A 20,727-nucleotide genomic window follows, 5' to 3' on the forward strand; every position below is an offset into this window, starting at 1 on the left:
TTATAAACGACGTACGCGCTCACGTTAATACACGCCAGATTACGCCGACCCAAAACGTTAGAAACATGCGCCCCAGCCACTTACCGTTGTTGCCGACGATTGGCGCGACCATCATTCCGAGCGCACATACGATGATGCCGAAAGTAATAATCTCCGGAGAGTATGCGTTAAGCGTCGCGAAAATACCGTGTACTGTCTCTCCTAATGCGCGCGACATTATTCCGGTTATCGTCTCCGTTATGTTCTCGATAGCACCGCCGCCAATGTCCGGAAGTGCTGCGCCATTTATACGTACAATCATTGCGCCCACCTCCTATAACATCCGCAGCCAATTACGGATATCGACCGCATGGCGCACGATAATGTAACCGATGCTTCCGCCCATCAGAAACTCGATCGCTTTAGTACGGTTGCCGAACATCCACGTAATGCCCGCGTATACGATGATGCCAACGCAGAGCCAATCGGCGATACCGAGTACCGTTGAAAATACCGTTACCCACGTTGCGGAACCGGCCGCGACTGACGATGCAAATACGGTTTTAGGAATCAACGCAAGGTGAACGGTGGCGGCCGTTTTTGTTAACGGATTCGGTACGTGTGGCGCTCGCACTTTCGGCAATACAATCCCGGATTGGAATGCGCCCCATTCGAGCGCAACGGTTTTAGTCATACGTATCATTCCTTTCGGATTGGATATACTAGGCGTAAATTTAACACAGAGGAGTTGTTATTCATGGCGTTTGTTATCGGATTAATCGTCGGCGGTGCTGTCGGAGCGATCACGCTTCTGTTTTAATTCAGCGGTCATCGCGGCGTACAATATCGTCTTTACAAATCCGCTAAAGTTATCGCGTCCCTTTCGCGCTGCCCATTCGAGTATCTTGCGTTGGTGCTCGTTATCAACGTTGAAATTTACGCCCTTGCGTACGTACTTACTCACGATGGCTACCGTTTCCTATCGGGCGCATGGTTACTGGTTGAGTTTGAGTATTCGGACCGTCGGCAGACTTTGATTCCGTAGGCTCCGCTACTACTGCGGCTGTCTTTTTACGCTTAGAACGATCAACTTTCGGTGCGCCACTGCGGCTCTTAATCTCCGCCGTCAACGTTTCAATCGCGCTAACTACTTCGAGCACGCCGTCGTCAACATCGTCCGCATCCGTGATTCCTTGCGCGAAATCTGCGATCATCTCAGCGAGTATTCCAACGGATACTTCGCCAGCCATACGTTTCAATAACGCTTTGTTTACTAACGCTGCCACATTACCGCCTCCTACGTTTTACGTATGTTTGATGTTATGCGGAGTAGCTCGGTCTATATGTCGTCAAATTTTACGACATTTTTACGGGTAGACAGGCGTTAGACAACGAAAAGGAGCGCAGGTCTCCACCGTCGCTCCCAAAGCGCGGATCGCGTAGGCGACCGCTTTACCCCTAGCGTATGACGGCGCGCTTGTACGTTATGCCGGACGAACTCGCGAAAATAAACAAAAAAAAGCGCAGCCCCTACGGATAGTACTCCGCAAAGACTGCGCCTTATATTACGTTGTTACTTCGTTATCAATTCACCGCTAGACGTCCGCACAATCAGCGTTTTACACTTCGGACATTTCGCACTTCCGCCAGGTAACAGAGTCGTACGTCCGCACGTAGGGCAATCGACTTTCTCCGCAGTTGCGGTCTGTTTAATAGCGATTACTACCGCGATGATTATCCCGACTACAACTCCGAATACGATTACGCCTAAGAACATATCCGCTCGACCTCCGTTCATTTACGTTATATCTTATTATCGGAGAGTTTCCGCATTTTGTAAATATGCGTAACCTATTCCGCCTTATCTTTGTTCGCTGCGTCAGAAATGCCCTCCGCCAGCATATACGCAACGCACGCACCGACCGCGCCAATGACGCCAGTCACGTGCAGCACCGTATTGTCGCCCGCGCCCGAAGCCGTAAGTACCGAAGTAGCTAACGCAGCCAACAACGCCCAAAACTTCCGCGAGGATAATTTACGCATGATATCGTTTTTACTCATATTATTTCGCCTCCTTAATCGTAACACTTGCGGTCTTCGTAACGTTATCCCACGCGATGGCCGCGCCAAACTGATCGGACATCTCGCGCAATGGAACGTACACTGCTCCGTCAATCAATACGCCATCCTTCGCCTTACATCCGTTAACTACTACGTTCGCTTTATATACGATCATATCGTTGACCTCCTGTTTAATCGGATTTAACTTCGGCTCACTTACGCGTGCCGATAGGTGCGCCTCTACTAGCGCTTTAAACGCTGCCCATCCGGTCCATTTACCGCTGTCGTACATTAAGCGCGGACATATTTTACCGGACCAATCATAATGTCGGCGCAAGCGTTCCGTACCCCATCCTCGTTCCTTTAGCATCGATGCTACAAGGCTCGCAGCATTATCGAGCGTCTTCGCGTAGTTACCACTTTCGCATATCTCTACGCCGATCGACGTCCGGTTACCGGATTTCGCTGCACTGCCGTCTCCGCTGTGCCATGCGTTCTCAGTCAGCGGTAAACATTCGATTGCCTCGCGCTCATCGACTACGATATGAAATGACGCTTGGCGCGCGTTCGTTGGATTCGTTAGCCATGCGCGTTCATTCGCTGCCGAGGACGCCGGATTGCCCGTATTGTGAATCGTAATAGTCGTCGCGCTCATAGCGTATCCAGGCCGCCGATTGCACGCGGTTGTCTTCGGTATATAATCCTTCCGGTAATTAAAATCGCCCATAATTACGCAGCATCCTTTCCGTTAATACTCGATTTAATTTCGTGAACGTCTTGCGCTAGCCCTTCGTATTGACCCGCGAGCGCTTCGAAACGCTGCGTCAATCCCTCCGCCAAGCGCATCAAGCGATCCTCACGCGCGAGTGACTCCGTGTGCATCCGTTCGCGTTCCGTCTTGGCTTCCGTGCTTATACGTTCTTCACGCGCGCGAGCTTCGTCTGATATGCGGTTCATCTGCTTCCATAACGCGTAGGCAATGACCGCAGCGGCCAACGCAAATATTCCGTTCTTGGCAACTTCCGCCCATAGCGTTTCCATCTACGCGGCCTCCTCCGGTTCAGGTACGTTAGCCACTTCGTAATCCGCTAGCGCGCGGCCGATCTCGTCGTCGAGCGTTTGGAGTACAGATAGGCGGGATTCAGCGTTAGGTAGTGCGGCTAGGACTGCGCTGATAGTTGCGGCGAGTTCTGGCGCGGGATTAGCGGTATCTATCGTACATTCGAGTAATGCGCGTACTTTCATAGTAAAACCCCTTTTGATTGAGTTAGATGTTAAAATAAGGTAGGGCGCAGATACATGGGAGGTAAAGTGATTGGTAAAAGCTAAATTTACTAGTTCAAATTTGTTCGATAATATCCAACGTAAAGCGGACAAGCTATCCGAAGGGCAGCATGTTACGTTAGATGAACTTTTTAATTCTTCATTTATGCGCAAGTATACTGACTTTCAATCTATTGATGAGTTATTCGATAAGGGCGGGTATGCAGTCGCCAGTCTTGAGGACATCGAAAAGATAATCGGCCCTAGGTTTAACGCCTACATTTCTGAGCACACTAAGTTCTCAAACTGGAACGAATTCCAGACGAAGGCTGTCGCGGAACAAGTTGCTCGTCAGTTAGGACTTTAGTTAATTTGAGTTATCTGCGCCCTGCCTGCGTTATGTTCAATGAATCTAACTACATGCGCCTCTCTCTCGCGGCGGTCTGCTCGCATTTCTCCGGTTTCGACTATCGCTGCGGTGAGTTCGTGTAACCATGGAAGCTCGATCCTAACTTTGATTTCTCCGACACTCATTCGTATCCCTCCGTTAATTAAAAAGAGCCCCGATGCGTAGGACATTACGTCCGTAGCACGAGACTCTTCGTTATTTTGCGTTTATTTCGTGAGTTCTGCGATGCGCGCCTCCGCTTTGTCGATGAGTGCTTGTTGTTCAGCGACGTATGCACGCTCACTCTCTAGCCGTTTCTCAACGCTACTAATCGTAAAGGCACTTTCTGCGGACCCGTTATCAGCAGCTTTCAAAGCAGCTAGGTTAGCTTCTCGTGGTTTAATTACATTTTCAACAGTACTATCTATGTTAGCTTGGTAGCTCTTTAACTCTGAGTTCAACCGACTTAACTCAACACTTACCGCCTCAGCGGCGCTTGTTGTGTTTGTTTCGCCCATTAGTATTTTCTTCCCTTCCACATTCAGCGCTACCCCAGCAGCCTCGGATATAGACCTTACAGGAGCATAAGCTGTACCCTTGATAACAACTGCATCGGCGATCTTTACTCCGTTCTTCTCAACAGAGAACAAACCCTGGACCTTCTGCCCAATAAGTGACGCTGAGTCTGCAAACGCTGAAACACTCGTAAGTAACAGCACCCCGACAATTACTCCTGATATGAACTTTTTCAAAGTAGCCACTCCCCTCAGTCTTAGTTTCTATAACTATTATCGGCCAAGGGGCGCCCCATTTCAATCTATTACGCGGGAATATTTACCTGTGCTAGTAACGTTCCCGTTCCACTCCAGAGTTTCAGGTTCCTTGTAGCCGAGTCAAAAGTCATATTAGATGCTGCGGCGCTTTTATCAGCCTTCAACCCAAGCGTTGTTGTTAAGTTTTCCACGCTAGACATAGGCAACCCGTACACACTCGTCGTATTCGAAAAGTCCACCGTACCTGCGAAATGTACACGGTCCGTAAACGAAAATATCTGCAACGCGCCCATCCCGTTGAGGAAGAACAAATTATCGTCCGCGTACAATCCGCCCTTAACTGTGCCACTCGGCGCCCATAACTCGATCCCGGAGAAGCCGAGATTTCCGTCGTTTGAAATAGACACACGCCGACGCCCCGATGTATCAAACGAACGTAATCCAGCTGCGCTGACTTCGATGCGTTCGCCGCTTGGACTCGTACGTATCAAAGAACCCGTTATCGTACCGCCCGTAATAGTCGTACCGCTAATGGATGATGCGCTAATAAATCCGCTAAAGTCACCGCTCGTCGCTCGCATATTACCGGCGGTGTCTACCGTGAATACCCCGTTCCCAACGTTAATCGAAGATCCGACGATCGCGCCACTCGTAAAGTTGGACGATAGGATATTCGCAGAGTTCGCGGTCAGCTTATTGAGTACGACGTTGCCCGCCATATCTAAGCGGAAGGGTGCGGAGTTGAAATCGTCATGCCCTGCGCTGATACCGTTCGTATTAATCTTGACTACGTTATTGCCGCTGCCGATAACCATCGATACGAAACTACCGAGTTGTCCCGCGATTACTTCCGCTGCTATTCCGGTCGCCGTCATCGCTATCCGTGCTGTAGCTCCGGCATCCGTCGTTAAGATAAGTCCGTTTGACGTCAGTATGACTTGATCGGACGGGTCCGTTTTCGACTGCAGGACGATTCCGCGCTCATCGTATTTAATCTCCGTCTTACTCGCGTTGATCTCGTTAACCGCCAGCCGCGCAAACTCTTCGAATACTTCTGCTCTGATTCTTCCGCCGCTAAACACGTTCTCTATCGCGCGTCGCCCCGCCTCTAAGTCCGCGAGTATTTGCGTATAGTCACGTTTCATTACGTTCGCAACCGTTAATTGCGTATGCTTGTCGGGAGCATACGGGTACTCCGTCATTTCCGTGATTCGCGCTGTAATGCCCGTCAAGCCGAGCGCTGGATCTACGAGCGTTACTGTATCGCCGAGGCCGGGCCGCGCTTCTTGTTTATCGATCTTGAATAAGTCCGCAGCGCTCACGGACACCTCAAGCGCCGGCACCTCACGCTCGGCTAAGCGTAATCTCGCGGCGGCTACGAGTTTAAGCGGATCGGTTACGTCTTGCTCCGTTAATAGATCGTCGTAAAACGGCACGCTATCCGAGGCCCACGCGTCAGCATACGGAGATACGAGGTAATTGACGCGGAGGATTCCGTCAGTGATTGCGCCTGGTATCGTAGCGAGCCGCGCCTGTTCGTCCGCGGTTAAAATCGACGCAGGCTGACCGATCCATGTCCGTGAGTCTTTCATTTCCGCATATAATCGCGTACATAATGACGCTGCGCTATCGGTAAAGGATGCCGCGATCAAATTGCGAGTTACTTGGATCCGATAGTCTGACGCGGGATTGCCGATCTTCTTGCGCAAATGTAGCGTAAAGTTATCCGGCTCAACTTCCGCACCGTACAGATTTATGACCGCGTTGAGCGCTTCGAGACAGTTGCCGCCACCGAACGCTTTAACGTCCGCGAGGTCGAACGTGTCATCGACCGCAATAGAAAAGCGCCCACCGGTTGCCGCCGAGATGAGCGCTGTTAGTTGCGTGATATGGATTCCGTAAGCTTCGCGAATATACGATGCGTACGGAAACTTATAATCCGCGAGTTTGAACATGACGTGTGAGCACGATATCTGCGCGGTCAACTTGCGGTCCTCACGCGATCGTTCGCGCTTGTTAATTACGTAGTATTGACCGCGCTCGTCCATTACGTGACCCTTTAGCGGCAACTTATCGCGGAAATCATCGGAAGTCATTGGGACGGTGAAAGTCAGCGTATAATCTGCGTTAATCCGCCGAGTTCGTGTGATATCGTAAGCGTCGCGCAGGATGCCGATGCGCTTGCGGAAACGGTCGTACGATTGTAGTGCGTTAATCAAATGCGCGCCTCCTTTCTACGTTAATATAAATAGCGGTCGCGATGCGTAATGCGCGTTAGGATTTCGCGAGCTGCTTCGTTGTCCGCGTAGGTGACTTCGTTTAGGCCGAGTCCGAACTCGAAGAAGTCTCCGTCGAGTAAGTGGATAGCGTTAACTCCGTTTAACGTAATCGTCTGCTTCTTAACGTCGATGATGAGTTTATCGCCGGGATTAAATCCGCCAGTAAACGCGAGCTTATCGACGTGCATGTAACGGACTTTTGCGCTGAATTGCGTAGCTGACCGGATGCCTGCCGTGTGTAGGCGTTCGCGGATCATTGACGTGAGTAATTCCGTAGCCGATTCGAATACTGCCGCGGATGGTATATCGCGCGTTGGAGCTCCGTCGAACTTCGTTTCGGTGTCAAATACGATGCCGATCGCAAAGTCAGCGTTTAGGCGTGCGGATACGTCCGTTTCCGATGCGATCGTAACGTTAAAGAACGTCTGGATTACGTAAGGGCGATTAAAGGGCGCGCGATTGAATGCGCCGAGAAATGACATAGGCGTGCGCCTCCTTTCTAACGTAAATAATTGCTACGCAAAAATAGCCCCCGCTTGTGGCGGCGAGGGCTTGCGTTTGATGGCGGGTTAGTGCGCAGTATCATCCAAGTGTCTAACAACCCTCTACTAAAATTTTTACAATACGCAACCTTTCTTTTTGCGAAATGATACCATCGTTCGCAAGATCAGTTACTACTTGAATTTTGTTTGCGAGCCCTAACTTCTCGCTTTCTGATATGTTCCTTTTAAATTCAACTACATTAGATTTTCCATTGTCCTTTGTCAAAATTATCCGCCCTCTGATTTTATATAATCCTAGGATCGCCCTTTTCATTACCGTAAGAATAGTATAGCAATGGTATGATCCAAAAGAAAAAGTATCTGAAATCATACACACCACCTGAGAACATCTCGACGATCAGCATATACACCGGAATACCACTAAAAATATAAATATTTGTCTTTTTAGATTTAAAAACTAAAAGTAATGATATTAATGTTATACACACAAAAAACAAAAGTCCGAACAGTCCAATATCGTTCATTAATTCCAAAATCAAATTATGTGGGTATTCTTCCCCTGTTTCTATCTTAAATCCGTTTATACCATAACCAAATATAGGCTTATCTTTTATCATCCTAATTGATTCAGCATACAATAGATCTCTACCAGCTGTGTAAATTCCGTTACTTTGAAATGTTGTGTTTATAACCCTGTACAAAAATATTCGTTTTACTGGTTCATATATAAAAAAAACTACAATAATACCGATTACAGAATAAAACAACCTTGGTATAGACATGGTGAATTTTTTGAACCTCGGTTTACGTAAAACATTTTTAATAATCCACAATAACACTAAAGTTCCACAAGCACCAACAACTCCACCTCTGGACCCTAAAAAAATGATTGCTGCTAAGAAAATAATTGTAGAAAGTAAGTACTTTAGTTTCTTTTTCTCTTTGTATAAAAACATGGAGCACATTGAAGCAAAAAACATTATTCTTGTTGCAACATTTGGACCACCAAAATCAATAGAACCCCTGAGAGATCCGGAAAAAACACTTGAAAATATTGGTATAGCATATATAAGGCCGAAACAAATAAATATATGAGATATAAATTTATAATAGTCAGTTGCTTCAAATAATCTCATTACATAAATAACTCCTAATACTAAGGCTATAATAAATAAAATAGAAGTTACTTTTTCAAATGAAATATCTTTGTTAGAACTGTAGAAAAACGAAAATATTGAAATTAAAAAGTAAAAAAAACTTAAAATAAAAAAAGATATTAACCTAGTGTTTATTTTCATGCGATCCTGCAGTCCCCGGTGAGGACTTATAATAATCAACGCAAGAAAAAATACTCCGTATAAAAAATACCTTACCTCAAAATTATGAGATAATTGAAGTCTAGCTAAAGTAAAGTTACCGGATAAAAATGTTATTACAAGCAAAAATGTTACCAATCCTCTTTTAGACATAACCTAATCCCCATTAGTATTTATTTTTTTAACTACTTAATATTATAAGGATAATAATAATATGTCTATGAATTTAATGGAAGAGTATACAATCACAATTCTACAGACCACCAAAGCTGCCTCCGACTGCTCCGAAGTTTTTTACGTTAATCGCTATATCCGCCAACTACTAATTTGTCACTATCTTGGTGTTCGAATTAGTCCAGTTGAGAAACTAGATATCCACGGAATTGACGTATTTATCTAGTTTCTTTGCGTGTTCATAAATTTGCTTTTTTGCGTTAGCAGCATTATCACTATAGTCAACTGTTAGGGTGATAATATCCTCGCTACCCTCGATTGATGAAGCACCATTGTCTGCTAACTCTTTTGATACATATGCTCTTAAACGAGCGTGTACTGTATTACCGTAACAACCATACTCGTCAACTTTGATATACGCATCTTGAACTTCGTAACCCGTTGCACTCGTTAGTGTTAATAGCAATGCCATTTTATCACTCCCTCTTTTTTTATACTACAGTTCCTGTAGCGTCCACCCAACTTGTACCCGTAAACCAAATTGGCTTCTTCAAATTCGCATCAAAGAATATTTGCCCCACAAACGTCCCTGATGGGCGAGTAGTACCGCTTTCGCCTTTTAACAGGTAAACATTTTTAGACTCATCATACATTTTGATATGTTTTTTGGTTGTATCCCAAGTAAGAGCCCCACCAATTAGAGATTCAATCCTTGAAGTTCCTAAAATTAATTCACCACTAACCTTATTGAAAGGGGATAAGGCGGAACCACCTGAATTTAATCCAGATAATAAAGCATCTCCGTCCAACAAAGTTGCATTTGAACTCTCAATATTATCTCTGTAGATAAATCGAACTTTGTTGTTGGTTGAATGTGCTTTCATTATCGCTAAAAGTGGTTTTCGAAGAGTATTCCCTTCAAAAACAATATTATGGATAGATTCTGGTCTAGTGTTTCCATTAACATTTACCTCGATAAGATAATCTGCATCCGGAGCGTATATGTGAGAATCTTTAATTTTTACAACACTTCGATGAATATTACCCGTCTCAGAACTTTCGAATTTTATCAAACGTGAGTTGAATGTCGGATCACCTGAAAAGTTTATCCCATCTACATTCAAATTGTTAATGCGGGCATTTTCATTAACATTGGACATGTAGAAAACACACTCGTATGATTCCTCAGACCATGAACCATAAACAGATACATTGTCATTTAATCCTACGAATTGAACGTCTTTGACGTTTTTGTAGAAGTTCATTGAATACATAGATATATTATTTGTTTCTGTTAATCTAATTCCTACGGGAGAATGAGAAAGTACAACATGATAAAGACTGTTAATACCTCCTTTGTACATGTCAATAGCACATTCAGTGAAAACATTACACTCAATACGAGATAGGTCTATTTGAGAAGATACATCAAACCACAAACCCTTTTTGGCAATATTATTACCGTAAAACTGCATGTTCTCAATGATAATATCATATGCGTGATAGCCATACCCCTCAAGCGGTACAATTTTGAATACAGCTTCAGGAGTGGTGTACTCAATACGTGTTGTTTTTGTGTTTTGACCTGACATTTTAAATGCTAAAATATCAATAACGATTTCTCCAGAAATCTGATAATTCCCTGTTTGTGGTGGTACAAATAGAGCTTTGTTCGCATTTACCTTCATATAAGCTATTGCACGCCTGAATCGGTTTGTATCATCTATTTCTCCGACTAATCTGGGGAAAAATTTAAGATTTACAACAGTTGGTGTTACCTTCTCAATTTCCGCCAACTGCGCACTATGCTCCGCCACATTCTCCCGCAGCGCATCCGCATCGTACGCCGTAAAATACCGCGCTACTCCTACGCCAGTCGCCCACGCCTTCGCTAATGTCCCGCTAAAACCGCGCGTTACTCCCGTTAAGTCATTTCCGCTTTTCCCTGCGTATCGTACTGTTTCCGCGCTCTCATCTACGCCAATCGTCGCAATATTCGGAGCGTCCGGTAGCTTCGACGCATCCAATACGGAGACAGTCGTTGCTACGTCCGTTATTGCTGCGGTCAATTCCGTTGCCGGACTATTCGCTTTTGATGCGAACATTTCTACCTGCGCCATCTATGATTTCCCCCTCTCGTAATTATTGTGTGAATTTAACCGACGTACTTGATACCGCGAATCTAGGACGGTCGCCTACGAGTAATGTACGCGGATTATCTAGCGCCTTCGTCCATAACAAAGACCCGCCAGTCGCCGCCGTACGTAGTCCGATATGTGTTACGAGTCCCCAATCCGCAGTAGCAACGGGAAATACTACTTCTGCGGTATTTGCTACGGATTGTTGTCCGCTGACGAGCGTCGGCGCTCCGAAGGTAACCGCCTGCCGTGCGTATGAGCCTCCGCTTACTTCCGTGCCGGTATCCGCCGCTGTTGGGTCCGATATGTAAAGCGCAATGTAAACGGTAGATGGTCCGGTAAACGCCGTATTGCGTAAAGCCGCGTTAAGTAGCGCCGCGCTCAGATAGTTCGAAATTTGCATCGCCATTATTCGTTTCCTCCTATTTTTAAGCGTCATGATCACGCTTTTTTGACAACGCAAAAAAGGCCCGGCATAATTGCCGAACCTTCGCGTTTCCTTCGTTTAATCTTCGAGTGTATATTCGTTCGTTAGCGTAAATCCGTTAACTGTCGTAACTCCCGTATTCGCCATCGTAATAACTGGTCGCGCTCTTACATCCGCTTCCGATTCGATCGCCACCGCTTGCCATGACGTATCTATCGTATATTCCGTGAGCACTTCGCTTCCGGTCGGCCACGGATCATTCATGCGCAGATTAACGTCAATCAAACGTGATCCTGTCGCACCGAGCGCGAGCGTTCCCGCGTAAGTCGCTACGTAGTACTTGCCGGGCATATCCGCAAACTCTAGCGTAATTTCTCCGCGCTTAGCGTTAAACGTTCGCGCTAGATACGCTAGTGTCCGATGAAACTCCGCTGCCGACGCCGTAATCTCGAACGTTAGTCCAATCGTACGCGGACCGTAGGAAGCGCCGAAATCAACGACGCCGTCCGTATTCGCGAGCTTAACCGTATTGTCTTCGGTCTCCGGCAGGACCGGTAAGTTCCGTTCGTATAGCGCAGCTCCGTGCTCCGATAGCCAAACGCCATTTACCGCCACATCGTACGTCATTACTCCTTCACTCCCATCGATTGCAGGCGGGATAGTGCGCGAGTACGTTCGTCATAAAATGTAGCGATATCGGCTTTATCCGCGAGTGTTACCTCATCTACGCCGAGGTCTATATGCTGCACAACATTCGTAACTGATGCAGGCGCTTGCGGTGACATACGCGGGCTTGCGATCATATCGAATAGCGTCGCTTGCTGCTGCGGATTTAGATACATCTCGCTCGCGTGCGCAATAACCGGAACAGCCGCGCCAGGTGCGCCCTTAACGATGCCGCCGTCCTTAAACGCCTGCAACGCGCCGGTATCCGAAGATACTCCGTACAATTTCCGTAGCTCCTCGTTACGTGCGTTAAGCCGCGCCATCTCCGCCGTATTGCCGCTCGCCTTCGCCGCGGTCCATGCGGTTTTATTCGCGTTGTATTCAGCGAGGTCGGACGCCTTCTTCGACTCCGCGTTAATCTGCGTTATTGACGCCATCTTCGCACGATATTGCGTCAGGAATCCGTCAAGCTCCGTTAGTATCGCAGTGTTTGCGGAACCACTTGCGCTAACACGATACGCCGCTATTCCGTCTTCTATCGACTTGATATCGCCTGAGTACGCATCAAATGCCGCCGTTAACACGCTGTATTGCGCTTCGGCTGCGGTCTTCTCCGCTTCGTACGCTTTCGTCTTCGCATCCTTTTCGTCCTTAAGCGCGTCTTGCTGATCCGCGAGCGTACGGTCGGTTAATTCGCGGTCATGCTCGAGTTGCATGCGCGCGATCTCTTTAAGCAGCGCGTCACGTTCCGCAATTCCTTCCGGACCGACTGCGCTCGATAATTCCGCCAAGCGCGATTGTTTCTCCGCCAATTGCGTCGCATAGTCCGCGTCAACATTGAGCTCTTTGTTGGCGTCACGTAAGCGCTGAATAGCGTCAATCCGCGCGTCATAATCGTCGAGTGCCGCCTGCTTACGTTCCTCGATCGCCTTGAGCTCCGCATCCTTTGCGTCCTTAATTGCGGCTTTCTGCGTCTTAACGAGATCGGTCGCAAGATCCTGCGTCAGTTTCGTTAATGACTTGCGGAGGTTATAAAGCTGTTCGTCAGCCTGCGCATAATACTCCGAGTCCTTGGCGTAACGATCACGTACGCGAGTCCACGCGTCGATCTTCATTTGCGCGATCTCTGTTTCCGATTTGCCTGCGTCAGACATCCGCCGTTCCTCTGCGCTAATCCACTTAGACGATGCGTTGTATTGTGCGCGTGCTTCCGCTTCGGTTGCGGTGGCTACATTTTTGCGTGATTGGCGAACTTGATCGTCGGCGGCGATATATTCTGCGCTGTCCTTCGCGTAACGATTACGTAATCGCGTCCAGCTTGCGAGTTTCATTTCCGCGATCTTGAGTTCGGACTTTCCGCTGTCTTCCATCCGTTTCGACTCCGCATCAATCCACGTAGCCGAAAAGTCATAGCGTGATTGGGCGCTGTCCTCACCGAGCCGCTTAAGCTGTAGCGCCAATGTGCGCGCATCGTCTACGGACTCTTTGAGGAAAGTAGCGTGCTTCTTGCGCAACTCTTCGTATTTCTTAATCTGCGCATCAGCCGTCATATCGTAAAAGTCCGCCTGAAACTGGACGGTTTTCATATCGGCATCATACGCAGCCTTGCGTGCTTCGGCGGCAAGTTCTGCGGCTGTCTTGCCCGTCGCTTTCTTTTCCTTCGCCGCTTTCGGGGCATCCTGCGGAATAATATCCTTCGTAAACGTCTGAGCTCCGGATTCAACCTCCGCCGCTAACTTCTCCATCTCGCGCGCTGCGTCCGAATATTTCTGCTGTTGTGCGAGCGCTAAGTCCCGCCCCTGCTTCGCTTCCTCCGTAACTTTATTCGTCAGGTAATCGTTGTTTACGATGTCCATAACGTTCGGCGTCTTCCCGTTCATACGCGCCTCACCTTGCGCTACAGACTCCGCAAACGTATCCGCCTTTGCTCCGGACACTTTCGCCATAGCTTCGATTAGCAGCGTATAATTCTTAATCTGTGTCTTGACCGATTCCTCTTGCGCCTTATTTTCCTTCGCGAAGTTACGAATCCGTTGCGCAGCTTGATCGGCGGCTAAGTCCGTAAATTTCTTATCCGCAGCAATCTGCTCGATAATTACGTCTATATTATCCGCACGGATACGTCCGTCTTCGCCTTGGCGCGCGTTGAGCTCCGGATACTGTTCGATCAACTTTTCGGTTACGTCAACAAGACGCCCTTTTTGCGTGGCGTCCAGCGTTTGGTGTCCGGATAGCTCTTTAAATTGCGTCGCTAATGCGCTCATTTGTACGAGCGATGCCTTCTTCGTTGCGAGTGCGGCATACTCCGCTTTATCTTGCGAGGAGATTGAGTCTACCGAATACTTGAGCGCTTTGTTCATCTCTTCGAGTTTAGACGTGGCGGCCTCAACGCCGTCGAAGCCCATAGTGCGCAGCTTATCGTCCATATCGCCGAGTTCCTCGTTAATATCGATAGCCTCGGATAGTAGTTGCGGGGTTCCCTCACCGCGCGATTGAAACGCCTCGATCTCGTTAAGACGATCCTGCAGCGTGGCGCGTTCGTTGAGTGATTCCGTAAGTTCCTTCGTTTTAATTGTGAGCGTTTCGATATCCGCGGCTGATTGGTCGACTGGCGCTTTATCGAGTAGCGTATTGAGCTCTTTCTGCGCCTTAATCATATCTTCCGTTGCCCTAGCGTCTTCTCCCTTTTTCGCAACTAGCGCACCGATTCCGCCCGCCAATGCTCCGATAGCAACGATCGCCAGTCCGATTGGACCTGCGGAAGCTCCTAGCGCCATCATCCCAGTCTTAATCAACGCGAATAGCGGTGGTAGCATTGTAAGGCCCGATACGAATAGCAGAACCCCGCCAGTTGCGGTAGCTAGCCCGGATACGAGTGCTTTGTTCTCCGATACAAAATCCGCAAGTCCGATTATTACGGGGGTCAAAGCCTCAAGCGTTTTTTGGACAACGGGAGTAAACGATTCGCCGAGTGCGACGCGCGCTTCGTTCGTAGCTTGCGCGAAACGATTCTGCGTACCTGTGAATCCCTGCATCGCTTCGTCTGCGTTTCCGGTAAAGATCGCACCCTCACGCATAAATCCGTAGTACGCCGCTTGAATCTTTTGCGCGTCCGTCAATCTGCCGACTGTCGTTCCGATCGATGCCGCGTATTCCTTTTGCATAACGGATAGGTTCTTCGTTACGCCGACCGCATCGGACAGTACCGAGTTACCGTTCTTGATACCGTCGAGTGACGCTTGAATAGCGCCGCCCATCGTATAAAAGGACTGGCGGTTATATGCTGCTGAGTCCGCAAGTGAATTAATAAGCTTCGTAGATTCTTCGAGATCAAGTCCAGTAGACATCGCGGTCTTGAACGCTAGCACCGATTCAGTGAGCGATAAAAAACCGCGCTTGGCTAAATCCTGCGCGGCTTGTTGTGCGTCTCCTGTTTGGATACCGAAGCCTTTCGCAACGGCGTTGAGTCCCTGGAACGCGTTATATAATTTCGTACTCTCTGCGACGACCGACTGCATCTCGCGCACAAGCTTCGTTAAGGCTGCGCCGGCACCGAGTCCGGCAAGCGCAGAGCCTAAGTTCCGCATGCCGTCCGCACCGCGTCTACTTTGATCTTCGAGTTCCTGTATCCGGCGCCTCGCTTCGTCTAAGTTACGCCGAAACTCCGCTATATCAAGCGTAATCCGCGCCTGAATTTCACCTACGTTTGTACCGCCTGTACTCATCTTAGCGCCCTCCTTACTGCATCCGCGATAAACTGTTTATATATCCGTTCATTCGTTCGGAGTGGTCGCGATAAGAACTTCGGACGAGTGCCAGGCGTTGTCGGATTCTTATACTCGCCCATCTCATGTACACGTAGCGCATAATTAAAGCGCGCACCAGAGGGACCCGTTTCCGTTGCGGAATAAAATACCTCACCGTATATCCGTCCGTTCTCATTCGCTACCTTCTTGCCGGCCGTCATCCGCAACGTACTCGACTTTAACGGAGCCTCATTACGCGATGCCGCGAGTAGGTGATCGGTAGCGTCATGTAATCCGATAATCGCTCCGTCGAGTACTCGCGTTTTCTGACGCTCTAAAAACTGACGTAGCGCCGCCGTTTCCATACGAAAATCCATCGTCCGTCACACCCTCCCCGCGCTCATCTGATCGCGTAATAGTTTAAATCCGGCCTCGTCAAACTTCGGCGTACTCTGCGTTGCGAATCCGGCTTCACGTTGCAGCCCCGTCGTAAACTTGCGGTAGTCCTCCACGTTAGTCGTATGCGACATGACATTAACATTTAGCGCGTCTAATGTTTCGCCGGCCTTACGCCGCTTATCCGCATCCAGCACGTCGAGTAAATCCATAACGTAATATCCGCGTTCGAACTCGACCTGCGTTTTACCGAGGCGTACGGCTGCGTCAATAAAAAATTCGTCTATCGTTACTCGGCGCTCGCTTCCGCTACTCCCGTTTGCAGGTTCGCTAGTTGCAGAGCGCCTTGCACGTTTTTTAAGAGACCTCCGAAATTGTTAACGCGCGCAACGGCGGTAAAATACGCCATCAATTCGTCCGGCGCTACGTTTGCCTCGATCCACTCCGGTTCGAATCCGGTCAATACGCTGACCACTTGAACGACGTCATTTAGCGCGTGCTCGATGAACGCGAATAAGTAAGCTACGCGGTTCTCGGCTGGCGCTGACATAACGCCCATAATCAATTCCGGTAGCATATTAACAGCGGCAAATAGTTCGCGCCATTGTCCGACCGCTACCTTCCGCACCTTTACCGTTCTGTCTCCGAGCTGGATTACGTTGGGGTCAATTACGATATTTGGCGCGGGTACTTCCGCTTTATCTGAACGCTTAAAAATCTGCATTATATTCGCTCCTTATAAAGAAATAGAGGCGCAATTAAGCGCCCCTTTCAACGTGATATTTACGGTGTTGCAGTGATTGTTTCGTCACCGAGAATCGCAATAACTCCGTCTTCATCCGGAGTTGACCGGAGTGTTACGTTTGTGATGCGCTCATTTTCGTTGTTGAACGAATAAGATAAATCCGTCTCGCTGTACGCCAGCGGAATCGTAATCCAAAAGTCCGGATCAGTCAGTTTCGCCAATGGCTTAATGACGGCTTGCTTTGCGGTGTCAATCAAGTTAAGGCCTACGCCAGTCTTAACAACAACCTTCGAACCACCTGCGCCTGTTACAACTTCCGCGCCCGCCATAATCTTCGGAATAGTTGGCAGATCATACTCGCCGAACGGTACCGTCACGCTTACATTACGTCCGGTTACGCGCTTACCGACGATGGTCTCACCGGTTTGGTCCGTCTTCTGTTCGCGATAAGTAGTCTCCGTTGTGAAGACGACGCCGCCGATGGTCGTTTCGAATTTGACCGCCGTTAGTCCTGTGCCGTATTCGACTATCGCCGGGCCTACCTCGATCTTGCTAAAGTTTTGTGACATTCTCACAGGTCCCCTTATGTTTATATTTGCACAACAAAAAGAGCCGCCCAGTAACGGACAGCCCTGCGTTTATAGCGATGTTGTTAACGTAAAATTCACAGAATATAGCGCTCGGTTATTCGCGTCAGGACCGAGATACCACGGCGCCGATTGATCCGCCAGGCACTTAACGACGCGTGTTGTTCCGATAGTAAACTCCGCTTTACCATGCAGCGCTTCGAATATTGCGTTAGCCTTCGTTTCTGCCGTTGCGGATGACTTCGCGCGAATCACGACTTGGAATGACGGATATGCAACGGATGACCATTCGCTCGGTGGCGGACCGCCCGTTATCCGCGTATAAGCGCAATCATCCGGATTAGCCGCTACAAAATCGTTGCCGACTACGGCAAATCCCGGAACGATTAAGCGGATGGCTGCGTTAATATCTGCGACTGTTAATAGCACCATTATACGTCCACCTCCGTTATTAGCGGCTTCCCGTTGAGCGCCCGTTTTACGCTGATTGCGATTGGCGTGTACGTTGTCTCCGCTAATAGTTCGTTGGTGTACGTTAGGCGATCGTCGAGCGATATGTCCGCGAGCTTATCGAAGTAAAACGTTCCAACGCTCACGACTTCCGCGCCGTGCTGATTGCGTACGAGTTTAACCGCCTCTTGAAAGCGGCATTTCTGCGTATAAGGGACACCGTATGACGGCTCGTTATAATCCGGATCATATCCGGTGAACGGCGTAATTGTGACGGTCTGTCTAAGCGGTATGAGCGCCATTACATCGTCACCCACTTCGCGGTCTTACGTCCGAGTTTAACGCCGCCATTCTCCGCGCTAATGAGTTCGAGCGCGATATCCGGTATCCATGCGTCGAGGCCCGTTTTCGCCCAATCCTTAAACGTAAAATTCGCGACGCCTGTTAATCCGAAGCTCGCTACGCCTTGTTGTTGTAGCGCGTTCGTATCGTTAAACGCGATCGCGAGTTCGTTCGCATATTCGTATACAGCCGCGTCCGGTATCGTATATTGAGCGTATTTGTTCGTCAGCGTTCGTCCTGCCACGTTAACTATCCGTAGTTTTTTGGCGTCGTCTGCGTCCGTCCAGTCGTCAATGCTAATACAATTCACGTTTATATACGCCGTTGCGTCTTCTACCGTTAGAGCCACGTAAACACCTCCCGTTATTTTGCGGAGGTATTCGCAGCCTTTCGCGGTTTAGGCGCTGGCTTAACGGGTTCCTCCGGTACTTCTTCGTCGATCCGTGCAACGTCAGTTATCGTGTCGAGTACGGCTATCTCAGCGGGATCGTCCGTATGAAAAAGGCCTCCGCTAAATCTGCGAAAGCCTCCGTCTACGTAAAATCCGAGCTGCGGATAGCGTGGTGATTCGTAAGTTACCATCGTATACCTCCGTTTCTTACGCCAGGCCTTTCAGACGGCCGTGAGCCTTTTCTTGTTCGAGAGCCAGCGTATACTCGCCTACGATTTGACCTTTCATTGAGTCGCCAACCAGTCCGAGGTAGGTGTGACCGAACTCGCGCGTAGCCAGCGGATGGATACCGAGGCGGTTAGCGTCAACCAGGAACAGCTCGTCAGATGCGAGGTTCTGATTTAGCACGATTTCAAACTGTCCGAAGTCGGTAACGATGTTGTCTACGACCTGTCCTCGTGTGTTTTCTGCACGCGTGAGGACTACTTTAGTGGTGTCAAGCGCAGAGAGGGCCACTTTCTGTTTAGCAGCAACCATGATTTTATAGTTGCCTCCATTAGCAAATCCGCCTGCGTCATAGACCTTTTGAGCTAAATTGTTAATTGAAGGCAATGTTAATGCTCCGCCTACAGTATCTACGTTAGTAGTGATGAACTGGCGTACTCCCTTCATTTGCCGTACCTGTCCGTTTTCGTACGAAATCCCGTTAATCAGCGCCTTTTCAAGCTGCAGCGCAAGCTCAAGCTGCTTCTTCTGCTTCTCGTATTCATACAAATCATTCACACCATACTGCGCCACCGCCTGTGCTGTCCCAGAGATATCAACGGAGTCGGTGAAGATTTGAGTAAGGTTAGACTTACGCACGCGAGCCTTGAAACGAGCGTCGCGAGCAGCCGCACCTTCTACACCTTCGTCAAAAAGGAACTCTACCTTAGCGCCATTAGCAACCGCAGCCGCCGTAGTAGATGCGTATGCGCGCGTAACGGTCAGCGTCTTAGTTCCGGAGTTGATTGCGGAAACGTATAGCAGCTCATCGCCGATTTTGACTACGGATCCTACGCGGAACGGTGTTACATCCGCAACTACGACAGCGGTCGCGTCGATCAGCGCGGTAGCAGTAGTTACGGTTTCGTCCGGAAACATTTCGTCCTCGAACCATACGTGTTCGACCGCTGTAATTGGCTGCGCGAATCCAAGCGCGTTCAGTAGCGGCGTTTGGTGCGGATTAAGAAGCAAAAGTTCGTCAACGATAGACTCGCGTTTTCCTACGATAGAAGCGTTATAAATTTTAGGCATATTGTGTATTTCCCCCTGTTTTGTGTGCTACGGATAAATCCGCGCAATAAAATAAGCCGCCAATTGCTCGCGACTTTAATTACTTGTTCAATTCGTCCTTAAGCGCCGAATATGCCATGCGGTCTTCAATCCGACCTGTCTTGCGCGCCTTTTCTGCCGCTTCCTTAAGTAGTTGTTCCTTCGTCTTATCCGGAACATCTTCCCCACCACTACGTCCGCCTAACGGTTTCGGCTGCGTCTTCTCAACGAGGTAAACGTGCGCGCTAACCAACGCCTCGACCGCTTCCTTTACGCCGACTGCGTTTCCTTCGTCATCCACCGTAACCGCGCTTAAATCCGCTAGTTTTAATGCCGCCGCTAACCGGTCAGCCGGTACGTTAGCCTCACGCGCTAGCGACTTAAACTCCGCGTTAATGATGCGTTGATTTGCGGCTGTCTCGCGCGCGGTGCTGCGATCTTCCGCTTCCTGCGCTTTCTTTAATGCTTCGGCCTTCTCCGCTTCCAATCGTTCGGCTGCGGTCATTTCCGCTTTAGCACGGTCGGCTTCCGCCTGTTCCAGCGCGGTCAACTTCGTTTTTAATTCGTCGTAATCTGCGAATTTCTCCGCTTTCTTACGTTCACGCGCAAGCCTGTCCGCTACGATTAAGTCGAGTTCCGCCTGCGTAAACGTCTTATCCGGCGTTGGGTTCGGATCGGGATCCGCGTCTCCTTCCGCAAATAACTGCAGATTTAACGGATATCGTGAGCGTTTAATTTCGTTTTCCATCATAATACCTCCCGTACAAGGCCCGTCGGCACTAATATGTC

28 protein-coding genes are annotated in these 20,727 nt (G+C 48.8%); 1 reads left to right on the forward strand and 27 read right to left on the reverse strand.

Going from position 1 to position 20,727, the window contains the following annotated elements; translation table 11 throughout:
• Window positions 1-19: 19 nt before the first annotated feature.
• The 8 genes from MKY63_RS00575 to MKY63_RS00610 form a co-directional block, all read right to left on the reverse strand.
• A complete protein-coding gene (locus MKY63_RS00575) occupies window positions 20-301 on the reverse strand; it encodes a hypothetical protein (protein ID WP_339811073.1) in 282 nt (93 codons plus the stop codon).
• A gap of 12 nt (window positions 302-313) precedes the next feature.
• Window positions 314-673 (reverse strand): hypothetical protein, encoded by a 360-nt coding sequence (locus tag MKY63_RS00580; protein ID WP_339811076.1) that lies wholly within the window; start codon window positions 671-673, stop codon window positions 314-316.
• Between the two features lie 81 nt (window positions 674-754).
• Window positions 755-943, reverse strand: a complete 189-nt coding sequence (locus MKY63_RS00585; protein ID WP_036679184.1) for a hypothetical protein — start codon at window positions 941-943, stop codon at window positions 755-757.
• Window positions 936-1,265 (reverse strand): hypothetical protein, encoded by a 330-nt coding sequence (locus MKY63_RS00590; RefSeq protein WP_339811078.1) that lies wholly within the window; start codon window positions 1,263-1,265, stop codon window positions 936-938. The genes MKY63_RS00585 and MKY63_RS00590 overlap by 8 nt, the downstream gene beginning before the upstream one ends.
• 287 nt (window positions 1,266-1,552) lie before the next feature.
• Window positions 1,553-1,777 (reverse strand): hypothetical protein, encoded by a 225-nt coding sequence (locus MKY63_RS00595; RefSeq protein ID WP_143766846.1) that lies wholly within the window; start codon window positions 1,775-1,777, stop codon window positions 1,553-1,555.
• A 53-nt stretch (window positions 1,778-1,830) separates the two neighbouring features.
• A complete protein-coding gene (locus MKY63_RS00600; protein WP_339811082.1) occupies window positions 1,831-2,040 on the reverse strand; it encodes a hypothetical protein in 210 nt (69 codons plus the stop codon).
• A 1-nt stretch (window position 2,041) separates the two neighbouring features.
• Window positions 2,042-2,767, reverse strand: a complete 726-nt coding sequence (locus tag MKY63_RS00605) for an N-acetylmuramoyl-L-alanine amidase (RefSeq protein ID WP_339811084.1) — start codon at window positions 2,765-2,767, stop codon at window positions 2,042-2,044.
• A 2-nt stretch (window positions 2,768-2,769) separates the two neighbouring features.
• The gene (locus tag MKY63_RS00610) at window positions 2,770-3,081 is read right to left on the reverse strand and encodes a hypothetical protein (protein WP_339811086.1); all 312 of its coding nucleotides are present in this window, start codon (window positions 3,079-3,081) and stop codon (window positions 2,770-2,772) included.
• A gap of 274 nt (window positions 3,082-3,355) precedes the next feature.
• On the opposite strand from MKY63_RS00610, the gene MKY63_RS00615 reads away from it, so the two are divergent.
• Window positions 3,356-3,670: a hypothetical protein gene (locus MKY63_RS00615; RefSeq protein WP_076214615.1), complete on the forward strand. Its 315-nt coding sequence runs from the start codon at window positions 3,356-3,358 to the stop codon at window positions 3,668-3,670.
• A gap of 248 nt (window positions 3,671-3,918) precedes the next feature.
• Here MKY63_RS00615 and MKY63_RS00620 read toward each other — a convergent pair whose 3' ends face one another.
• The 19 genes from MKY63_RS00620 to MKY63_RS00710 all read right to left on the reverse strand — a co-directional run bounded on the left by MKY63_RS00620 (window position 3,919) and on the right by MKY63_RS00710 (window position 20,689).
• Window positions 3,919-4,443: a hypothetical protein gene (locus tag MKY63_RS00620; protein WP_339811088.1), complete on the reverse strand. Its 525-nt coding sequence runs from the start codon at window positions 4,441-4,443 to the stop codon at window positions 3,919-3,921.
• A 68-nt stretch (window positions 4,444-4,511) separates the two neighbouring features.
• Complete coding sequence (locus MKY63_RS00625) at window positions 4,512-6,683, reverse strand: phage tail protein (protein ID WP_339811091.1); 2,172 nt, start codon at window positions 6,681-6,683, stop codon at window positions 4,512-4,514.
• Between the two features lie 20 nt (window positions 6,684-6,703).
• Window positions 6,704-7,225 carry a hypothetical protein gene (locus tag MKY63_RS00630; protein ID WP_339811093.1) on the reverse strand — a complete coding sequence of 174 codons (522 nt, stop codon included), beginning with the start codon at window positions 7,223-7,225 and terminating at the stop codon, window positions 6,704-6,706.
• Between the two features lie 305 nt (window positions 7,226-7,530).
• Window positions 7,531-8,715, reverse strand: a complete 1,185-nt coding sequence (locus MKY63_RS00635) for an O-antigen ligase family protein (RefSeq protein WP_339811096.1) — start codon at window positions 8,713-8,715, stop codon at window positions 7,531-7,533.
• Window positions 8,716-8,929: 214 nt separating this feature from the next.
• Complete coding sequence (locus MKY63_RS00640) at window positions 8,930-9,208, reverse strand: hypothetical protein (protein ID WP_339811098.1); 279 nt, start codon at window positions 9,206-9,208, stop codon at window positions 8,930-8,932.
• A gap of 19 nt (window positions 9,209-9,227) precedes the next feature.
• Window positions 9,228-10,856, reverse strand: coding sequence for a hypothetical protein (locus MKY63_RS00645; protein ID WP_339811100.1), 1,629 nt, complete (start codon window positions 10,854-10,856; stop codon window positions 9,228-9,230).
• Window positions 10,857-10,878: 22 nt separating this feature from the next.
• Window positions 10,879-11,283, reverse strand: a complete 405-nt coding sequence (locus tag MKY63_RS00650; protein ID WP_339811103.1) for a hypothetical protein — start codon at window positions 11,281-11,283, stop codon at window positions 10,879-10,881.
• 96 nt (window positions 11,284-11,379) lie between these two features.
• Complete coding sequence (locus MKY63_RS00655) at window positions 11,380-11,928, reverse strand: phage tail domain-containing protein (RefSeq protein WP_339811106.1); 549 nt, start codon at window positions 11,926-11,928, stop codon at window positions 11,380-11,382.
• Window positions 11,928-15,692: a hypothetical protein gene (locus tag MKY63_RS00660; protein ID WP_339811109.1), complete on the reverse strand. Its 3,765-nt coding sequence runs from the start codon at window positions 15,690-15,692 to the stop codon at window positions 11,928-11,930. Before MKY63_RS00660 ends, MKY63_RS00655 begins: the two co-directional genes overlap by 1 nt.
• On the reverse strand, window positions 15,689-16,090 hold the full coding sequence (locus MKY63_RS00665) for a hypothetical protein (RefSeq protein ID WP_339811111.1): 402 nt from the start codon (window positions 16,088-16,090) through the stop codon (window positions 15,689-15,691). The genes MKY63_RS00660 and MKY63_RS00665 overlap by 4 nt, the downstream gene beginning before the upstream one ends.
• Window positions 16,091-16,096: 6 nt before the next feature.
• Window positions 16,097-16,321, reverse strand: coding sequence for a hypothetical protein (locus tag MKY63_RS00670; RefSeq protein ID WP_339811113.1), 225 nt, complete (start codon window positions 16,319-16,321; stop codon window positions 16,097-16,099).
• A 77-nt stretch (window positions 16,322-16,398) separates the two neighbouring features.
• On the reverse strand, window positions 16,399-16,833 hold the full coding sequence (locus MKY63_RS00675; protein ID WP_076179832.1) for a hypothetical protein: 435 nt from the start codon (window positions 16,831-16,833) through the stop codon (window positions 16,399-16,401).
• A gap of 59 nt (window positions 16,834-16,892) precedes the next feature.
• Window positions 16,893-17,423, reverse strand: coding sequence for a hypothetical protein (locus tag MKY63_RS00680; RefSeq protein ID WP_076141597.1), 531 nt, complete (start codon window positions 17,421-17,423; stop codon window positions 16,893-16,895).
• A 69-nt stretch (window positions 17,424-17,492) separates the two neighbouring features.
• Window positions 17,493-17,873, reverse strand: a complete 381-nt coding sequence (locus MKY63_RS00685) for a minor capsid protein (protein WP_339811117.1) — start codon at window positions 17,871-17,873, stop codon at window positions 17,493-17,495.
• A complete protein-coding gene (locus MKY63_RS00690; RefSeq protein ID WP_339811120.1) occupies window positions 17,873-18,193 on the reverse strand; it encodes a hypothetical protein in 321 nt (106 codons plus the stop codon). Before MKY63_RS00690 ends, MKY63_RS00685 begins: the two co-directional genes overlap by 1 nt.
• Entirely contained in the window at window positions 18,193-18,582 is a 390-nt protein-coding gene (locus MKY63_RS00695; RefSeq protein ID WP_036679092.1) for a hypothetical protein, read from the reverse strand. The genes MKY63_RS00690 and MKY63_RS00695 overlap by 1 nt, the downstream gene beginning before the upstream one ends.
• 14 nt (window positions 18,583-18,596) lie before the next feature.
• Complete coding sequence (locus MKY63_RS00700; RefSeq protein ID WP_076214571.1) at window positions 18,597-18,815, reverse strand: hypothetical protein; 219 nt, start codon at window positions 18,813-18,815, stop codon at window positions 18,597-18,599.
• A 16-nt stretch (window positions 18,816-18,831) separates the two neighbouring features.
• A complete protein-coding gene (locus MKY63_RS00705) occupies window positions 18,832-19,920 on the reverse strand; it encodes a DUF5309 family protein (protein ID WP_339811123.1) in 1,089 nt (362 codons plus the stop codon).
• A 79-nt stretch (window positions 19,921-19,999) separates the two neighbouring features.
• Complete coding sequence (locus MKY63_RS00710; RefSeq protein WP_339811126.1) at window positions 20,000-20,689, reverse strand: scaffolding protein; 690 nt, start codon at window positions 20,687-20,689, stop codon at window positions 20,000-20,002.
• Between the last annotated feature and the right edge of the window lie 38 nt (window positions 20,690-20,727).

Source organism: Paenibacillus sp. FSL R7-0189 (assembly GCF_037969925.1).
In the GTDB taxonomy this organism is placed as follows: domain Bacteria; phylum Bacillota; class Bacilli; order Paenibacillales; family Paenibacillaceae; genus Paenibacillus_AQ; species Paenibacillus_AQ odorifer.

Bases quoted from the DNA above. Each gene is read 5' to 3' on its own strand.
- MKY63_RS00575 (WP_339811073.1), bottom strand. From the start codon at position 301: ATGATTGTACGTATAAATGGCGCAGCACTTCCGGACATTGGCGGCGGT.
- MKY63_RS00580 (WP_339811076.1), bottom strand. From the start codon at position 673: ATGACTAAAACCGTTGCGCTCGAATGGGGCGCATTCCAATCCGGGATT.
- MKY63_RS00595 (WP_143766846.1), bottom strand. From the start codon at position 1,777: ATGAACGGAGGTCGAGCGGATATGTTCTTAGGCGTAATCGTATTCGGA.
- MKY63_RS00600 (WP_339811082.1), bottom strand. From the start codon at position 2,040: ATGAGTAAAAACGATATCATGCGTAAATTATCCTCGCGGAAGTTTTGG.
- MKY63_RS00605 (WP_339811084.1), bottom strand. From the start codon at position 2,767: ATGGGCGATTTTAATTACCGGAAGGATTATATACCGAAGACAACCGCG.
- MKY63_RS00610 (WP_339811086.1), bottom strand. From the start codon at position 3,081: ATGGAAACGCTATGGGCGGAAGTTGCCAAGAACGGAATATTTGCGTTG.
- MKY63_RS00630 (WP_339811093.1), bottom strand. From the start codon at position 7,225: ATGTCATTTCTCGGCGCATTCAATCGCGCGCCCTTTAATCGCCCTTAC.
- MKY63_RS00635 (WP_339811096.1), bottom strand. From the start codon at position 8,715: ATGTCTAAAAGAGGATTGGTAACATTTTTGCTTGTAATAACATTTTTA.
- MKY63_RS00640 (WP_339811098.1), bottom strand. From the start codon at position 9,208: ATGGCATTGCTATTAACACTAACGAGTGCAACGGGTTACGAAGTTCAA.
- MKY63_RS00645 (WP_339811100.1), bottom strand. From the start codon at position 10,856: ATGGCGCAGGTAGAAATGTTCGCATCAAAAGCGAATAGTCCGGCAACG.
- MKY63_RS00650 (WP_339811103.1), bottom strand. From the start codon at position 11,283: ATGGCGATGCAAATTTCGAACTATCTGAGCGCGGCGCTACTTAACGCG.
- MKY63_RS00655 (WP_339811106.1), bottom strand. From the start codon at position 11,928: ATGACGTACGATGTGGCGGTAAATGGCGTTTGGCTATCGGAGCACGGA.
- MKY63_RS00660 (WP_339811109.1), bottom strand. From the start codon at position 15,692: ATGAGTACAGGCGGTACAAACGTAGGTGAAATTCAGGCGCGGATTACG.
- MKY63_RS00665 (WP_339811111.1), bottom strand. From the start codon at position 16,090: ATGGATTTTCGTATGGAAACGGCGGCGCTACGTCAGTTTTTAGAGCGT.
- MKY63_RS00670 (WP_339811113.1), bottom strand. From the start codon at position 16,321: ATGGATTTACTCGACGTGCTGGATGCGGATAAGCGGCGTAAGGCCGGC.
- MKY63_RS00675 (WP_076179832.1), bottom strand. From the start codon at position 16,833: ATGCAGATTTTTAAGCGTTCAGATAAAGCGGAAGTACCCGCGCCAAAT.
- MKY63_RS00680 (WP_076141597.1), bottom strand. From the start codon at position 17,423: ATGTCACAAAACTTTAGCAAGATCGAGGTAGGCCCGGCGATAGTCGAA.
- MKY63_RS00685 (WP_339811117.1), bottom strand. From the start codon at position 17,873: ATGGTGCTATTAACAGTCGCAGATATTAACGCAGCCATCCGCTTAATC.
- MKY63_RS00690 (WP_339811120.1), bottom strand. From the start codon at position 18,193: ATGGCGCTCATACCGCTTAGACAGACCGTCACAATTACGCCGTTCACC.
- MKY63_RS00700 (WP_076214571.1), bottom strand. From the start codon at position 18,815: ATGGTAACTTACGAATCACCACGCTATCCGCAGCTCGGATTTTACGTA.
- MKY63_RS00705 (WP_339811123.1), bottom strand. From the start codon at position 19,920: ATGCCTAAAATTTATAACGCTTCTATCGTAGGAAAACGCGAGTCTATC.
- MKY63_RS00710 (WP_339811126.1), bottom strand. From the start codon at position 20,689: ATGATGGAAAACGAAATTAAACGCTCACGATATCCGTTAAATCTGCAG.